This window comes from Dyella sp. (genome assembly GCF_036568765.1).
Lineage (GTDB): Bacteria > Pseudomonadota > Gammaproteobacteria > Xanthomonadales > Rhodanobacteraceae > GSA-30.
In genome coordinates this window covers 1-15,485 of the sequence record NZ_DATCRY010000289.1, presented here as the reverse complement: position 1 = coordinate 15,485, position 15,485 = coordinate 1, and the positions used below count along the sequence as shown (strand labels likewise).

15 protein-coding genes and 1 tRNA gene are annotated in these 15,485 nt (G+C 60.1%); 9 read left to right on the top strand and 7 right to left on the bottom strand.

The features are described 5' to 3' along the window. Positions 1-80: 80 nt before the first annotated feature. A complete protein-coding gene (locus VIM98_RS18430; protein ID WP_331994563.1) occupies positions 81-551 on the top strand; it encodes a hypothetical protein in 471 nt (156 codons plus the stop codon). Between the two features lie 129 nt (positions 552-680). Here VIM98_RS18430 and VIM98_RS18425 read toward each other — a convergent pair whose 3' ends face one another. Beyond that, on the bottom strand, positions 681-1,496 hold the full coding sequence (locus VIM98_RS18425; protein ID WP_331994562.1) for an SDR family oxidoreductase: 816 nt from the start codon (positions 1,494-1,496) through the stop codon (positions 681-683). Between the two features lie 131 nt (positions 1,497-1,627). Here VIM98_RS18425 and tpiA point away from each other — a divergent pair, with 131 nt between their 5' ends. The 3 genes from tpiA to VIM98_RS18410 all read left to right on the top strand — a co-directional run bounded on the left by tpiA (position 1,628) and on the right by VIM98_RS18410 (position 2,974). Next, positions 1,628-2,377, top strand: a complete 750-nt coding sequence (gene tpiA / locus VIM98_RS18420; protein ID WP_331994561.1) for a triose-phosphate isomerase — start codon at positions 1,628-1,630, stop codon at positions 2,375-2,377. Positions 2,378-2,402: 25 nt separating this feature from the next. Then, complete coding sequence (gene secG, locus VIM98_RS18415; RefSeq protein ID WP_331994560.1) at positions 2,403-2,870, top strand: preprotein translocase subunit SecG; 468 nt, start codon at positions 2,403-2,405, stop codon at positions 2,868-2,870. A 19-nt stretch (positions 2,871-2,889) separates the two neighbouring features. Next, positions 2,890-2,974: transfer RNA gene (locus VIM98_RS18410), tRNA-Leu, on the top strand. Between the two features lie 102 nt (positions 2,975-3,076). Here VIM98_RS18410 and VIM98_RS18405 read toward each other — a convergent pair. Then, complete coding sequence (locus VIM98_RS18405) at positions 3,077-3,889, bottom strand: hypothetical protein (protein ID WP_331994559.1); 813 nt, start codon at positions 3,887-3,889, stop codon at positions 3,077-3,079. 562 nt (positions 3,890-4,451) lie between these two features. Here VIM98_RS18405 and VIM98_RS18400 point away from each other — a divergent pair. Further along, a complete protein-coding gene (locus VIM98_RS18400; protein WP_331994558.1) occupies positions 4,452-5,495 on the top strand; it encodes a retroviral-like aspartic protease family protein in 1,044 nt (347 codons plus the stop codon). A gap of 72 nt (positions 5,496-5,567) precedes the next feature. Here VIM98_RS18400 and VIM98_RS18395 read toward each other — a convergent pair whose 3' ends face one another. Continuing rightward, entirely contained in the window at positions 5,568-7,787 is a 2,220-nt protein-coding gene (locus VIM98_RS18395; protein WP_331994557.1) for a prolyl oligopeptidase family serine peptidase, read from the bottom strand. A gap of 149 nt (positions 7,788-7,936) precedes the next feature. Between VIM98_RS18395 and fosX the strand changes: the two genes are divergently transcribed. Beyond that, entirely contained in the window at positions 7,937-8,353 is a 417-nt protein-coding gene (gene fosX, locus VIM98_RS18390) for a FosX/FosE/FosI family fosfomycin resistance hydrolase (protein WP_331994556.1), read from the top strand. Positions 8,354-8,477: 124 nt separating this feature from the next. Here the strand turns inward: fosX and VIM98_RS18385 are convergent, their stop codons facing one another. Continuing rightward, positions 8,478-10,439 carry a CocE/NonD family hydrolase gene (locus VIM98_RS18385; protein WP_331994555.1) on the bottom strand — a complete coding sequence of 654 codons (1,962 nt, stop codon included), beginning with the start codon at positions 10,437-10,439 and terminating at the stop codon, positions 8,478-8,480. A gap of 124 nt (positions 10,440-10,563) precedes the next feature. On the opposite strand from VIM98_RS18385, the gene VIM98_RS18380 reads away from it, so the two are divergent. After that, positions 10,564-10,878: a hypothetical protein gene (locus VIM98_RS18380; protein WP_331994554.1), complete on the top strand. Its 315-nt coding sequence runs from the start codon at positions 10,564-10,566 to the stop codon at positions 10,876-10,878. A gap of 6 nt (positions 10,879-10,884) precedes the next feature. On the opposite strand, the gene VIM98_RS18375 is transcribed toward VIM98_RS18380, so the two are convergent. Together VIM98_RS18375 and VIM98_RS18370 are read right to left on the bottom strand one after the other, a co-directional pair. Beyond that, on the bottom strand, positions 10,885-11,097 hold the full coding sequence (locus tag VIM98_RS18375; protein WP_331994553.1) for a helix-turn-helix transcriptional regulator: 213 nt from the start codon (positions 11,095-11,097) through the stop codon (positions 10,885-10,887). Then, positions 11,090-11,602, bottom strand: coding sequence for a DUF2178 domain-containing protein (locus tag VIM98_RS18370; protein ID WP_331994552.1), 513 nt, complete (start codon positions 11,600-11,602; stop codon positions 11,090-11,092). The genes VIM98_RS18375 and VIM98_RS18370 overlap by 8 nt, the downstream gene beginning before the upstream one ends. A 255-nt stretch (positions 11,603-11,857) precedes the next feature. Between VIM98_RS18370 and VIM98_RS18365 the strand changes: the two genes are divergently transcribed. Together VIM98_RS18365 and VIM98_RS18360 are read left to right on the top strand one after the other, a co-directional pair. After that, on the top strand, positions 11,858-13,168 hold the full coding sequence (locus tag VIM98_RS18365) for a GGDEF domain-containing protein (RefSeq protein ID WP_331994551.1): 1,311 nt from the start codon (positions 11,858-11,860) through the stop codon (positions 13,166-13,168). A 217-nt stretch (positions 13,169-13,385) separates the two neighbouring features. Beyond that, positions 13,386-13,592, top strand: a complete 207-nt coding sequence (locus tag VIM98_RS18360; protein WP_331994550.1) for a hypothetical protein — start codon at positions 13,386-13,388, stop codon at positions 13,590-13,592. A 76-nt stretch (positions 13,593-13,668) separates the two neighbouring features. Here VIM98_RS18360 and VIM98_RS18355 read toward each other — a convergent pair whose 3' ends face one another. Then, positions 13,669-15,279 (bottom strand): methyl-accepting chemotaxis protein, encoded by a 1,611-nt coding sequence (locus VIM98_RS18355; RefSeq protein WP_331994549.1) that lies wholly within the window; start codon positions 15,277-15,279, stop codon positions 13,669-13,671. Positions 15,280-15,485: the final 206 nt, after the last annotated feature.

Below are 15,485 nucleotides of genomic sequence, written 5' to 3'. Positions count from 1 at the left end.
CCCCATGACTTTCGAGCCGCGTCTTCCGTCATCGGAAGACGCTAAGGTCATCCTCGCGTCTCCGTGAGGAAATCAAGGCCGTGCGCACATCGTTCTTGTTTCTATTTCTGCTGGCTCCCATCGCTCAGGCGGACGCGACGTCCTCTGCCCTGAACTATTTCGAAGGCACCTGGCTCTGCGAAGGCAGCTTTCCGGCTTCCGGCAAGACCATCGCTTCGACGATGAGTTATGAAGTGCAAGGCGGTAAGCTCACCAAGCATCACGACGATATTCCACCGCACACCTATCACGCGGTAGAAACCTGGAACTACGCTGCAGACGGCAAGCCATCCCATGCTCTTATCCACGACAGCTTCAGTGGCGACCGCCACTTTGAATCGGCCGGATGGCAGGGCGATACCCTCACGTGGGTATCGGCAGCAGAAGTGAAGCCGGCGCAGCGCTTCGTTTACGTCAAGCAGAATGCGCGGACCTACCGTATCGATTGGGAAGTGTCGCGAGATGGCAAGAGTTTCGTGGTCGGCGACACCTTGATTTGCAAGCGGCAGTAAAAGCCGGAGATTGCGTCAGTGTGCTCCCTCTCCCCGGGCTTTGCCGGGGGAGAGGGCTAGGGTGAGGGGCGGCCTCGCGCGCAAAATACACGCGCTAAGACAGCGCGAAACGTCGCTACAAACGCCGATTCAAGCCGACGGTTTCAAATCACGGTATCGCCGCGATTCACGCCCGGAGAGCCACAAGGCCACGCGATCCGGCAGCACTTTGATCAACCGCTTGATAAACCGATTGACTCGACCCGTCACGTACACAATCTCGCCACGCTCGATCGCGGCGATCCCCTGATCGACGACATCTTCTGCGGTCTGCCACATGAATGCCGGCATCTTGTTCATGAGCTGACGCGTGCCGGTGACGTCATGGAATTCCGACCAGGTAAAGCCGGGACACAAAGCGCACACATTGACTCCGCGCGCCTGGTTCTCCAGCGCCAGCGACTGCGAGAACTTCACCAGGTAGGCTTTGGAGGCCGCGTAGAGCGTGTGTCCCGCCGAGCCCGGAACATGCGCGGCCAGCGAGGCAACATTGACGATGCGGCCGTAGCCGCGTTCGCGCATGCCCGGCAGCAATAGCCAGATAAGTTCGGTCGGCGCGGTCATCAGTACCTGGATGAAATCGGCCTGCTTTTGCCAAGGGACGGCATCGAACGTGCCGGGAACACCGTAGCCGGCGTTGTTGATGAGCCAGTCCACTTGCAGGCCATTGGCTTGCAGTGCATCGCACAACTGCCGCGGCGCGGCCGGATCGGCAAGGTCGGCGGCGATGACCGTGACCTGCCGACCATGTTTGTCGCGTAGTTCCGAGGCCAGCGCCTCCAGGCGGTCGACGCGTCGCGCCGTGAGGACCAGATCGTGGCCGCGCGCAGCCAGCGCTCGAGCGAACGCGGCGCCGATACCGGCCGAAGCGCCAGTGACCAGACTCAATGGATGGGCTTGCGTCATGCGGATCGTCCCTTCAAGCACAGGGCGTCGATGTTGGCAGGGCATTCGGGCACATACCAGTAGCAACGTTGCCGCATTCAGGGTGGGCCTTATAATCTTGCGATCCTTGGAAACAGTCACGGATGTTCGTAATGCGCAAAAAGCTCATCGCCGGCAATTGGAAAATGCACGGTAGCCGTTCGATGGCTGCTGCCTTGGTGAGCGATATCGTCGCGAGCATGCCGGCCGATATCGATGTCGCCGTATTCCCGCCGTTGCCGTATCTGGCCGCGCTGACCGAGCGGTTCAGTGGCTCGGGCTTGGGTTTCGGTGCGCAGGATGTCAGCGAGCATGAAGGGCAGGGCGCTTATACCGGCGAAGCTTCGGCGGCCATGCTGGCCGATGTCGGTGCTACCTGGGTATTGGTGGGGCACTCCGAGCGCCGTCAGTATCACGGCGAGAGCGACGCCCTGGTCGCCCGTAAGTTCGCTGCCGCTCGTGCCGGCGGGCTGACCCCGATCCTATGCCTGGGCGAAACGCTGGCGGAGCGTGAGGCCGGCAAGACCGAGCAGGTCGTCGGCCGTCAGTTGGCTGCCGTGATCGAGCTCAATGGCGTCGCCAGCTTCGATACGGCGGTGATCTCCTACGAGCCGGTGTGGGCTATTGGTACCGGGCACACTGCCACACCGGAACAGGCGCAGCACGTCCACGCGTTCATCCGTAGCCAATTGGCTAAAGAGGATGTTATGATTGCCCGTCTGACTCGGCTGCTTTACGGCGGCAGCGTCAAAGCGGCAAATGCCGCAGCCCTGTTCGAACAGCCGGACGTGGATGGCGGGTTGATCGGAGGCGCCTCGTTGGCGGCCACCGATTTCCTCGGTATCTGCGCTGCGGCGCATTGAACGCCACGCATTTTTAAAGAAGACCATGTTCGTCATCTTCAGTGTGTTCTACATCCTGATCGCAGCGGCGATGATCGTGCTGATTCTGATGCAGCGCGGCGCCGGTGCCGACGCCGGTTCCGGCTTCGGAGGCGGCGCATCCGCGACCGTATTCGGTGCCCGCGGCTCCTCGACGTTCATGACCCGCGCGACGGGCGTGCTGGCGGCGCTGTTCTTCCTGCTCAGCCTGGGCATGGGCATCTACCTGGGCCGTCACGGCGCCCCGTCGGATGCGGCCAACAACGATCTGGGCGTGATGTCCGGTCTTGCCAACCCGCCGGCAAACAAACAGAATGCGCAGCCCAAGGCGCCGGCCAGCGGGGACGTCCCCCAGGCCACCGCGCCTGCGGCCACCCCGGCGGCTACCGCCCCGGCAGCGAACAAGAGCGATGTTCCGGCCCCGCAGCCGGCCGCCAAGAATGACGTCCCGGCTCCGGCTCCGGACAAGAAGTAAGCTATAACGTAAGACACCTGCCCAGGTGGCGGAATTGGTAGACGCACTACCTTGAGGTGGTAGCGACGCAAGTCGTGGGGGTTCGAGTCCCCCCTTGGGCACCAATCAGTCGTTTTCAGCTCATGATGCTGAAAGCCTAAGCAACCCAAAAGCCCGCTGCTAGCGGGCTTTTTTATGCTCGATTGCTTTGTACCGAGGCGCCGGGGCTACGCCATTGCATTTAATCCAAAGGAACTGGAAGACGTACTAGGCAAGAAATCCGGGATCACGCCCGGGATCGAAAAAAAGTTGCCTTTTATTGCACCATGAAACGTCTGGCCGGTATGCGTCGTGTAGGTGCTGCTGCCATCCAGAACGGCCTGATTGCTCTTCTGGTAGATAAGAAAGTTCAGCGCGGAGTTCACACTCCGATGGAAATCCATGGGCGCGCCGTCCGGCGTGGTGTAGCTGCCGTTTTGATCCATGTTTTGGAGCATGGCCTGGCTGGATTTATTGAACATGCTCATGAAACTGAAGTGCCCATCGGCCAGATCCGAAATGCTGGCGGTATCCAACGGCGATTGGCCGTCTGCGCCCGCCCACAGGGCATAGCTCGTCGTTGCATCGTTGTGAAACGCCTGGACGGCGTCCACGAGACCCTGGTTTGCGTTGAGGGTCTGTTCCAGCCATGCCTTGTCGCCATCGCTCAGAGAGTCGGAAACCACCTTGATGGCGCCGTTGTCGGACTGGAAATCGAAAGAGGCTGTCGCGAGGTCGGGCCTGTTCTCGACGATCTGCTCCATGCTTGGCACAAGCGCACTGGCAACGGCTTGAAGGTCGCTCGCCAGTTTCGAGGTGAGTCCCAGAGCTTTCATGGCGTCTGACAATGCCGGGCTATCTGCCGCGGAAGGCGCGCGTTGTATGGTCGCCGTCGTTGCCACGGAGCCGGGCGGTGTCGCCTGATCGAGCGCGGCAGCCTTGAGATTGGCAGGTTGTGACGGGGTGCCGATAGCGCCGATCGGATGGATGGAGAGAGGCATCGTCATTCCATGGCTTGCAGTTCTTCCAGGCATGTCGGCCATGCATGGCAGAACTTGAGCTGCGGAATTACGGCTGTTTCCGATCCTTTTTCCTTTGATTGTCTTCGCCGGTGTCGTTGAGCGCATCTCCGCTGGGCGTCGTGTCTTCGGGGCGCTTGGGTGCTTTATTTCCGGCATCCGGGTTCTTCGGGGTGGTCGGAGACGGCGTCTCGTGACCTTCTCGGTCGTTTGGCGATGCAAAGATCGGTGGGACGGAGGACGCAGTATCTCGGCTCATTTTCGGCTCCTTCTTGGATAGCAGGAGTCTGTCGGGTCATAAGTGGAGCAGGGGTGACAGCGACGTGGAGCGTGGCTAGCCGTTAGACCGGCTGGGCGCAATATCATGCGCCGCCGTTTTGGCTTCCGGCTGAACAGCATGCCTCTCACGCCTGCGTATTCAATCGGTTATGCTCCCTGACAGGGGGAGTTCAAGCAGGTCTGTATTGGCGCATGTTTCGCCGAGGGCGATCTATGCGCGATCGATCCGTCCGGATACTCCTTAATTTCACCAAAGGAGATGCGGATGAGGACGTTCGATTTACGCTTGCATGGGCTGGCGAATTATCGATGGGCGATGGCGACCGGCGCCGCCGCGCTGATAACTGTGCTGACAGGGTGTTCGGCACCTCCGTCGCCCGCATCTGCGGACGCGTCCGCCTCGCCTGCCATCGCGGTTCCAGCTTCGCCGACCAGTGCTGCCACGGCTGCGGTCAAGTGCATGCGTGACAACGACCTGGCGTGCGCCGAAGCCAACTGGAAGCAGTACGTCAAACTCAGGCCGACAGACGTACGGGGTATCGCAAGTCTCGGTGTGGTTCTCAATAAAGAAGACAAGAACGACCAGGCGATTGCGGAATTCGAAAAGGACATCCGTCTGGGGGCGGGAGCTTACGATCTGTTTGCCTACTATGCAGATAGCCTGGACAAGGTCGGGCGTACAGACGAAGCCATCGACTGGTCCTACAAAACGTTGAAGCTCGAGCCCTCGCTGGTGGATGTTCGCGAGAAGCTGGGCCAGATGCTGGTGCTCAAGAAGCGTAGCTACGAAGCGCTGACCTTGTTGTCCGAATTCGACGAGTATCTCGACGAGCACGGGCAGCCGCAGCAATTTCTCGGCAACCGCATGGCGATCGAGTCGGCTATGCATGATCTAGGCAAGGCTGACTCGCACGAGGCCGCAGGCCTGCGATTGGTGAAATTCAAGGATACTTTCTACGCTCCGGTCAGCGTTGGACAATCCGGTGTTCGCGCTTTCGTGGTGGATACCGGTGCGACAAGCGTCGTCGTCAACGATGCATTCCTGGCATCGTCCAAGGTGCCTTATAAAACGCTGCGTTCGCAAGTCGAGGCGCGTCTGGCCGATGGCCGCGTCGTCGCCGCCTCGCAGGTGTTGATCGATCGCCTGATGGTGGGACCGATGGAGCTCGACAACGTCAAAGCGCTGTCATGCCAGTCATGCGAACTGCTGTTGGGGTCGAATGCGCTTTCGGCGTTTACGATGAATGTCTCGCAGGTGAAGGGTGTGGATGTCGCGACATTGACGCCACACAACCCGTCCCATAGCTAACCCCTCTTCGGTCTGGACGTGCGCCTCGCCAGGAAATTGGGCGATGGGAGAGCGAGGCGCACGTGTGAACACTTACGGTGCCGGCAGCTGCGCATCGAAGAAGGCAAAGATATCGGCAAATTCCGCTGCTTCGGCGCCAAGTGACGATTGGATGCCGTGGCCTTCACCGGCACTCGTCCGGATCCAGATCGGCCTTCCGCTGGTGTTGGCAGTGCGCAGGCGTGCGGCGAATTTGCCGGTCTCCCAGGGCGATACGCGATTGTCGTTCAGACCGACGCTCAGCATTACTGCAGGGTAGGCGGTGTGGGGACGAATCTGCTGATACGGATCAGTCGCCAGGATCCATGGGAAATCCGAAGCTTTGCGTGGATCCCCCATTTCACCGATCTGGTTGGCACCATTGGTGGCATGCATCATACGCACCGGGTTGAGGATGCTGACGAGAAATACGGCAGCGCCGAATTGGCTTGGGTAACGCACTACCGCTCCGCCAACAAGCAAGCCGCCCGCACTGCCGGCAATCAATCCGGTGCGCTCGGGACGGCTGTATCCCAACTCGCTCAGGCGTGCCACGCCGGCGACAAAATCTTCGACGCCCTTGTGCTTGTTCGGTCCCCTGCCAGCTTGATGCCAGGCCTCGCCTTTTTCGCCACCGCCACGGACGTGTGCATAAGCGAAGATATTGCCTTGTTTGACCCATTCCAGCCGCGCTGGCCGAAACGACGGCACGATGGATAGTCCATAGCCGCCGTAAGCGAACAGGATGGCGCGGTGGCTGCCATCGAGCCTGGTGTCTTTGCGGTGCAGAATCGTCATGGGCACATGAGTGCCATCTTTGCTGACCAGTTCGGTTTCGGTCGCTTCGATCATGCTGTAGTCGGCCGGGCTGGCTTGATCCTGGCCAAGCGTATGCAGGCTGCTATCCGCTACGACATAGCGCCAGGATTTCGGCGGTGTCGTCCAGCCGCGCAATTCGAGCAAGAAGCCATCCTCGTTGCTGTCGGCATGGAAGAGCGAAGCGGCGCCGACCAACGGCATCGGGACGGTTTCCACTTTGCCGGTGCCGTAGTCGATGCGCCGGACGCCGTCGATGCCGTCGTTCGATACTTTTACGTACAAAGCATCGCGCGCGGCTGCGATCATCTGGGCGTCGTTGAGTGTCAGACCCACGACCATCTCGTCGCCCTGCAAGGGCACGATGGAGCGGGCGTCCTTGATCGATGCATCGGGACGCGAAAGATCCAATGCGAGCACCTCGCCGTTGGAGCGACTGCGCGTGGAGACCAGATAAAGGGTGTCGCCATGGATGGCAACCGCTTGCACCTTGTCGTCCAGCGCGGCGATGCAGTGCCAATGCGCATCGGACTTCATTGCTTCCGATTGCGGTGCCACACAGTAGCGCGATTCGGGTTGGGCTCCTAAGGCCTCGCCCAGCGCCCAGCGCGAGCCGGCCGGAAATTCGATGACCGGAAAGCGATTGCTAGGGATGGCAAACGACGCATTGACGCCTTGCCCCGTACCCGCCCGCAACAGAATCGGATCTTGCGCCGATGGCATACCGAGTCGGTGCAGGCGCACGCGCATGTCCTGCAATAGATCGCCACCGGTACGCTGGTCGGAGGGGGCCAACTGCGTATAGGTGAAACCGCTGCCGTCAGGCAGCCATTCTGCGGCGAATTCCCCCCACACCGGTTCGACCGCGTCGCCAGTGAGTCTGCCAGTCTTGACGTCGAACACTTGCAGGCGCGTGATTTCATTGCCGCCACTATCCGTATTGACGGCGATCTTGCTGCCATCGGGTGAGGGCGCGAACAACGTAATCGAAGCGGGGCCGCCTTCGGTTTTTATCGTCGCGGGGTCCAGCAGGATGCGTTCGGACCCGTCCGCGTCCCGTACCATCAGGGTGCCGCTGCCTTGCGCGCCCTGGCGCACAAAGAACAACCTGCCTGCGGTGTAACGCTGCATGCGGTGGATCAGCGTCGTATTGCCGGTGCTTTGCAGCGCTTGCTGCCAACCCTTCAGTGTGGGCAATGCATCGAGCTTTGCGCGTGCGTCCTGACCTTGGGCGGCGAGCCACTGTTGGAATTCGGCATTGTGATCGCCTTCCATCCAGCGGTAGGGATCGTGCAGGGTCACGCCAAAGACTTTGTCGACGACATCGTTCGTGCGTGCTACCGGCGGACCGTCGGCCTGAGCAGCCAGGACCGGCATTGCAGCTGACGTCAGGATGCATGCCAGGGTGGCAATGCCTGCGACATGGAGCCGATGGCGCAAATGGGAATGACGGCACATAGCGAGATCCTTACGCACGTGGTGGAATGGCTTGGAGCGTATCTTTGCCCGGCCTACGATAGCGCAGTACCGCCATCGGTCATGCTCAAGCGTGATTTTCGTCGCAATCCCTGGGGATCCTGGGCGCCACCGGGTGCCGGTCGGAGAGAATGGACGTGGGAATCGAAGGTATCAGCCACATCACTTTCGTCGTGCGCGATCTCGAGAAGATGGCGGTATTTTTGTGCGACGGGCTGGGGGCCGAAGAGGTCTATGACAGCGAAGGAGGTAACTTTTCGCTGTCCAGGGAAAAGTTCTTCGTGCTTGCCGGCATATGGATCGCGGCGATGGAAGGAGAGCCTCCTTCGGAGCGAACTTATCGGCACTTGGCTTTCAAGGTCGCCGAAGAAGAGCTGCCTGTATTCGAGCAGCGGCTTCGCCGCTTAGGTGTGGATATCAAGCCACCGAGGCCGAGAGTGGATGGGGAAGGAACGTCGTTGTACTTCCACGATTTCGACAATCATCTGTATGAGCTGCATACAGGTACGTTGGATGAGCGTCTGGAACGTTATCGTGCTGGAAACTGAGGGGCTATACGTGCTTTCGTTCGTGCGTGGTCGCCCCTCACCCCAACTCTCTCCCCCGGCGGAACCAGGGGAGAGGGAGTGCACTGGGGCAAGCGTTGCTGTTTCGCGCTTACCTGATTTCAGCTCAGTGCGGCAGCACGCTTACCGTGATGCTCGACGGATACTTCGCCGAGTGGTGAATCTGCGTGTGTGCCGTCACTGGCTTGCTTTCGTCGTAATTGTTGCCGCCCGTGTTGAGGTTGCGATCGAAGCGCGGGAAGTTGGAGCTGGAAACTTCGATACGCAAGCGATGGCCGGCCGGGAACAGGTTGCTGGTGACCATCGGGGATAGCGTGACCTTGTAGACCTCGCCGGCCTTCATCAGCTCGATCGGTTTGTCGTACCCATTGCGGTAGCGCAGGCGCTGGATGGTGTCATCCAGGTTATAGGCATGGCCATCCGGATAGACGTCGATCAGCTTCACCGTGATGTCGGTGTCCTTGACGTCGCTGGACACGTAGAGCGTCGCCACGATGTTGCCGGTCAATTCCGTATCTTTTGCAAAGGGCTCGCTGGTGTACACCAGGATGTCGTTGCGCGCCGTTTCCTGCTTGGTCTGGTCGTACGCACCGGGCAGGCCCGTGCCCATGCAGCAGAAACCGCCGCCCAGCGTGGGTACGGGGTTGAGCGGGTCATAAGTGAAGCGGTCGGCGCTGTCCTTGCCGGGCGCAACAGGTAGCAGCTTGCCGTCGCCTTTCAAGGTATTGGCCTTGCCGTCGCTGGACAGGTAGAAAGTCAGCGGTTCGACACCCTTGGGCGGCCAGGTGTCGGCGGTGTGCCACTGGTTGGCACCCATGGTGAAGTAGGTCACCTTGGGCTGCTTGTCCAGTACCGGCGAATCGGTGCCCTTGAGGAACTTGTCGAAGAAGCCGTAAACCAGGTCGTCGTATGGATAGCGTGCATCGCCCATACTGCGCTCGCCCACCACGGTGTTTTCGGTAGCACGCTTATAGCCGCAGTGCAGGGTCGGTGCGATAACCAGGTACTGCTCGTCGCCTGCACCGCCCTGGGCGTGCTCGCGTACCCAGTTGTAGGCAGCCAGGTTCGGCCCTTGCGACACGTCGTACCAGCTCACGAACCAAAGACCGGGAATATTGACCGGCATGTCGTCGCGCCACAGGCCGCCCTTGGCCCATGCCGGGTCGTTGGGTGTGCGTTCGATCATGCGACCGCCCGTGGGGATCGGCATGGCGTCGGCGAACTGGCCGTGCGGACCGTCGACATTCTTGATCAGATCCTGCACCGGCAGATGCGAGAGCGCCTTGCCCCAATCCACCGGCGGCATCGACGGTGTGAGATCGAACATGCGTGCGGCTTGTTCCAGCTGTTCCGGTGTGGCATCGGCGGGGAAGGTTGGGCGTACCTGATTCTGTTCGCCTGCGATCCAAGGCGCGAACAGCATCTGGAAAGCGCCGCCGCGATACCAGTTGCCTTGCTCATAGAATCCACCGACGCGGCCGACGCCTGCGCCGAAGCCTTGCACATTGAATGCGGCGTAGTGTTTGTTCTGCTGCGCCACTACGCTCAGCTGCCACTCGGCAGTGGAAGAGCAGCCGGTAGTGCCTACCTTACCGTTCGACCACGGCTGGGAAGCCATCCAGGTGACTTCATCGTCGCCATCGGATAAGGGCGTGCCCAGGATTTCGTAATTTCCTTCGGAGAAATAATGCCCACGCTCCTGCATTTCGACGAAGGCATAGCCTTTCTTGATCGCCGTGAGCTCGTTGGACATGTCACGTGGAGCACCGAGTTTGGTATCCCACCAATTGAAGTTGTATGGCGTGCGCACAAAGATGATCGGGTAGTGCCCGGATCCTTGTTTCGGATAATAAACATCGGCTTGCATGCGCTTACCATCGCGCATGGGCACCATCACCTTGCGCTGGATGACGGCGACGCTTTCCAGCTCCTTTTCGATATCCGTGCGCTTGGTAATCAGTTTTGCGGTTTCTTCAGGCGTCAGAGGTGCGCGCTGCTGCTGGGCGGCAACGGGCAGAACGACGAAAGGCAGCAGCGTGAGCGCCACGATGCGGGTGCGTAGGGTCATGCAATGTCTCCCCTGGGGATGGTATATCGCTCGCCGATGGGGCAGCGAAGCAACCGGACCATGCTAGGACGAGATCGCGCTCAGCTCAATTGGTTCATATGCCGACGAAGACACGGAGCAAGACATGGGGCGTAATCGTTGGGTCATTGCCGCTGTCGTACCCGCTATGCTGGTGCTGGCGAACTGTCGATCGATACCGAAGAATAACGCGCAAACCGATCCGTTCATGCATAGAGTCAATGTTCAATGTTCGGAGAACGGCACGACGGATACGCCATGTATTCAAGAAGCGCGCCATATATGCCGCGGCGATGCCAGATTCCACGAGGTGCGCTCACGCAATGTTATCCCGATCACTCAAGGCGTCGAGCAAACCGCAGCGCCACCGATTGTTCAGTACGACGTCTCTTATGCCTGTATTCCAGGAGATATGCGCTGAACTTCGCTACGACTCCCAACCGAACACTTCGTCGAGCGGTTTGCCGAAGACCTCGGCAATGCGAAACGCACATTCGAGGGTCGGCGAATACTTGCCTGCCTCCACGGCCGCGATCGTCTGGCGCGTCACACCGACGCGCTTGCCCAGTTCTGCCTGCGTCATCTCTTCGGCGAGAAACCGCAGCGTGCGAATGTTGTTGGTCAATCGCCGCTCAGGCATGCCAGCCTCGACGGTAACCGAGCACGATCATGCCGTGATGGGCGATCTCGGCAATGGCAATCGTAAGCAGTGCCATATGCACCATGTTCCAGGTGCTGTTGCCGAAAGGCATGACGCAGCCCACCAGAACCATCCCGGCCATCAGGACGTAATAGGCGACGGAAGCAGCCCGCCATTCGATGAGGTGGTCACGTTCGTCCGGCACGGCGGCCTCGTGCCGCGCGTTGCCTAGACGGATGATCAGATGGGTGACGCCCGCAATGATGCCCAGCGATCCCAGGGCAATCGCCAGGGTGCCCATACGGGCTACGAAAGACGGGGTGGCCTGGGATTGCTGGATACCGACCACAGTGAAATAGGTTCCAAACACAACAACGAGGGCCGTCACCCAGACCCAGGCAAATCGCTCTCTCGGCAACATCGACGTGACCCCAAAAAGAATGGTGATCGGAAAGTAAAACTCGTTGGACATGATGTCAATAATTTTTGACATCATGTCCAACATATTTTCCTTTACTCTGGCCGGGCCTGCTTTCGCCGGTCGGAGTCATGCTCCCGGTGCAGGACTGTCTTGCGCGAGGCTGACTTTGTAACGAGGCGTTACATCCATGCTGCTTTTTCTATGCGGGTGCCAGGTGCTTTTCCCGCTGGGCTTCCTGACCTTTGGCCTGCTATCGTGCGCGCGCAACGACCGGAACAGCTAAAGCCTGTCCGGTAGTCTCCGATAACAAGAGAAGCTGGTCCAAGGGCAGGGGCGCGCGTGGAACAGGAGCACGGGGGGCAGCGGTACAAGCAAGCGGTGCCGCGCCTGGAAGAAAAGGAGAGGGTCTCTGCCGAAATGGAGAGCGCCCTGCGTCGCCTTGTCTCGCGTGTGGCCTTGCTTGGCATCGGGCGCCAGGCGTCGACAGATTTGTTGCTTCGGCGCATTACGCATGAGATGCGCGGCGAACCGAGCGTTGCTTTGTTGGAGAGCCTGCTCGGTGAGACGGTGGATGCGATCGCACGGCTGGACGACGCGTTCGATCCGGAAATTCCAGCCGTTACGCCACATAAAGCGCTAGGTGTAGCGCTGGATCGCATCGACCTCTCTCCTTCGTTGAGCGAGAGCAGCCAGGTGCTGCGGCAAAGCTTGCAGGACGAGCGTGCCGATGCCTTGATCAAGGCGCAGGAATTGGCCGATCTGGTCAATCGTCACGGTCGCCTGCTCAACGACGATCTTGAAGTCCTGCAGGGCGTGCTGCATTCGGTCGGCAGCCGGCTGGAGGATATCCGCCGCTATATCGATACCGAGATCAGCGAGCAGGAGGCCAGCGCGAACGAAGGGCAGGCATGGGATGCCATGGTGCGTGAGGAAATGCGCGAGCTTGGGGAGCGCAGCCGGCAAGCGATGGATCTATCCACCTTGCGGCACCAGGTCACCGTACGGCTGGAGACTATCGACCAGCATTTTCGCGCGTATCGCGAGAGCGAAGATGCCCGTTTCGCCGCCTACCGCGATCGCGCGGATCAGATGCGTCTGCGGGTCGAGGAGCTGGAATCGCAAGCCTCGTCGCTCAAGGATTCGCTACAGCGCGAGCATGAGCGGGCCTCGACCGATCCGCTGACCGGTATTCCCAATCGTCTGGCCTACGAAACGCATATCGAAGCGGCGTGGCGGCAATGGCAGGTGGACGGTCGTCCGCTTTGCGTCGCGGCGCTGGATATCGATCACTTCAAGCGCATCAACGACAGTCTCGGTCATGCGGCGGGCGATGCGGTGCTGCGCATTGTCGGTCAGGCGTTGTATGAGCAGTCCGACGAGCGGATGTTCGTTTGCCGCTATGGCGGCGAAGAGTTCGTGCTGGTCCTGACGCAGACGGGCCTGGACGAAGCATTGAGGCGGGGCGAGGCGCTGCGCTTGATGGTGGAGAAGCTGGCCTTCCGCGCTGGCGGCAAGCCGGTCACGGTAACGCTCTCCGGTGGATTCGCCGCCTTCAGGCGGAGCGACACGCCTGCCAAGGCGTTGGAGCGAGCCGACCGGGCGTTGTACGCCGCCAAGGACGCGGGGCGTAACCGTTTGGTAACCGCGTAAGGTCGGCTTACCCGTTGGGTTATGCGGCCGGATTGCAGCCAACTTCGCTCTTCATCGGCCATTTTGGCCATTCTTCGCCAAAAAATACTCAATTTCACAGCTTATCGTTGCCGCGTCGTCACCCGGCCGTGATGTTTACCCCGCGTCGGCATAACGGCGTGATGTGCTCTGATGCCCTTGAGGCCGCTCCGGCCGATTACCGTGGAGACGCACCGCCATGACTCCCTTGGACAAGCCCTTACGTCGCGCCATCGTGATCGATGGCACGGAGTACACCCTGCTGATCGATCCCGATGGTTTGCGCCTGACGCAGAAAGGCCGTCGCAACGGCGTTTCGGTGAATTGGAAAGACCTGGTCAGTGGGGACGAGGCCATGGCCAAGGCGCTGCAGGCATCGGTCGCGGATGTGCCGGGGGCGGGCTGATAAAAGCAAGAGCCCCCTCTCCCAAGCCTTCCCCGGCTAAGCCGGGGAAAGGGGCAGTCTTCGCCTGCACGAAAGGCTAGGCCGTTTCCAACGCCACGATCTTTTCCGTGTGTCTCGTTGCGACCGGCGTCGCCGTGGCCGTGTCGATGCGGAAGAAGTTCACTTGCTCCATGAGTTCGGCAGCTTGTTCCTGCAGGGCGCGGCTGGCGGCGGCTGCCTCCTCGACCAAGGCAGCATTCTGCTGGGTGGTTTCGTCCAGTTGCGCCACGGCACGGTTGACCTGATCGATTCCCGCCGATTGCTCTTCGCTGGCTTGCGTCACGTGTGCTACCAGTTCGGCGATTTTGCGCATACGTGCCAGGATATCGTTTAGCGCATCGCCGGAAGCATTGACCAGCAAGCTGCCCATATCGACTTTGTCCTTTTCTTCCTGGACCAGGCTGCGGATCTCGCGAGAGAAGCCGGCCGAGCGCTGCGCCAGCGCACGTACTTCGCTGGCAACCACTGCGAAGCCACGGCCATGTTCGCCGGCGCGCGCAGCTTCAACCGCCGCATTCAAAGCAAGCAAATTGGTTTGGAAGGCGACTTCGTCGACCATGCCGACAATGTCCGCGATACGCTCGCTGGAACGACGAATCGTATCCATGGCGGTCATCGCTTCGTTCACTACATGACCGCCGTGTTCGGCGCGATCCAGTGCACCGCCGACCAATTGTGCTGCCTGGTAGGCATGATCGGCGTTCTGGCGCACGGCAGTGGTCATCTCTTCCATGGAGGTGGCGGTTTCTTCCAGGCTGGAAGCTTGCTCTTGCGTCCGCTGCGACAGGTCATCGTTACCCTGGGAAATCTGCCGCGACGCAGAAGCCACCGAAGTTGCGCCATTGCGTACTTCTCGCACGATGCGGGTCAATTGGCTGTCCATCCGCTGCAAAGCGAGCATCAGGCGACCGATCTCGTCGTTGCGCGCGATGGCGATTCGATGATTGAGTTCTCCGCTGGCAATGGCATCGGCGAGTGCTACGGCGCGATCGATCGGCCGGGAGATCGCGCGAATCATGACGACCAGCAGCGCGCACACTAATCCCAGTCCAAGAGCCAAGGCGGTCAATGTTGCCAGGCGAGTATGCGCATACGATCGTTGTGAACTGCGGTAAGAATCGGCGGCCTGGTTCTGGTTCTCTTCGTAGAGAACGTCGATGTCGTTCATCATTTCGCGAAACAGGCCAGTGTAGGTTTGGCTCTGCAGCTTGAGCGCTTCATCGAACCTTCCATCCGCGGCCAGGGCCAGAATCTGCTGGAGAATGTCTGCGGTCCGTTGGCGCGTAGCTGCGAAGGCGTCGGCGTAGTGGCGTTCGCGATCGCTGGAGATCAAAGGGTAATAGGCGGCCCAGGCCTGATCGATCGTGGCGTTATCCGCGGCGATCTTGCTGCGCGAGGCTGCGACTTCGGCGGCATTGCGCATTGAGAGGGTCTGCCCAAGGGTTACGCGGTTCTCATACGTACCTTGCCTTACCTTGGCGATATCCAGTATCGGCTGTACGTCGCCCAGATAAATGTCCGAAGTATTGGCGTTGCTTTGCCCTTGACCGTGGATTCCCAACCAGCTGACGCCGAGCATGATAAGGGCGCAAAGCCCAAGACCAAGGATCAGCTTGTTCCGAATCGTCAGGGTGAATCGTCGTTTCATCGGCTTAAGCTCCCATCCGCATTGAGCGGTCGACATTGTGAAAGGCGCGCGCGGCGCCGGATGGTTCGTCATCGGCGCGGAGTCGAGGGAATTGATGCCGCTGGAATTTGCGCTTCTATCGAATAAATTTGCCGTGTGTGGCGTAAATGAAAACGTTACGTTAGATCGGCGGCGTCATTTTTAAGCGATGCAATAAATGCAGTATG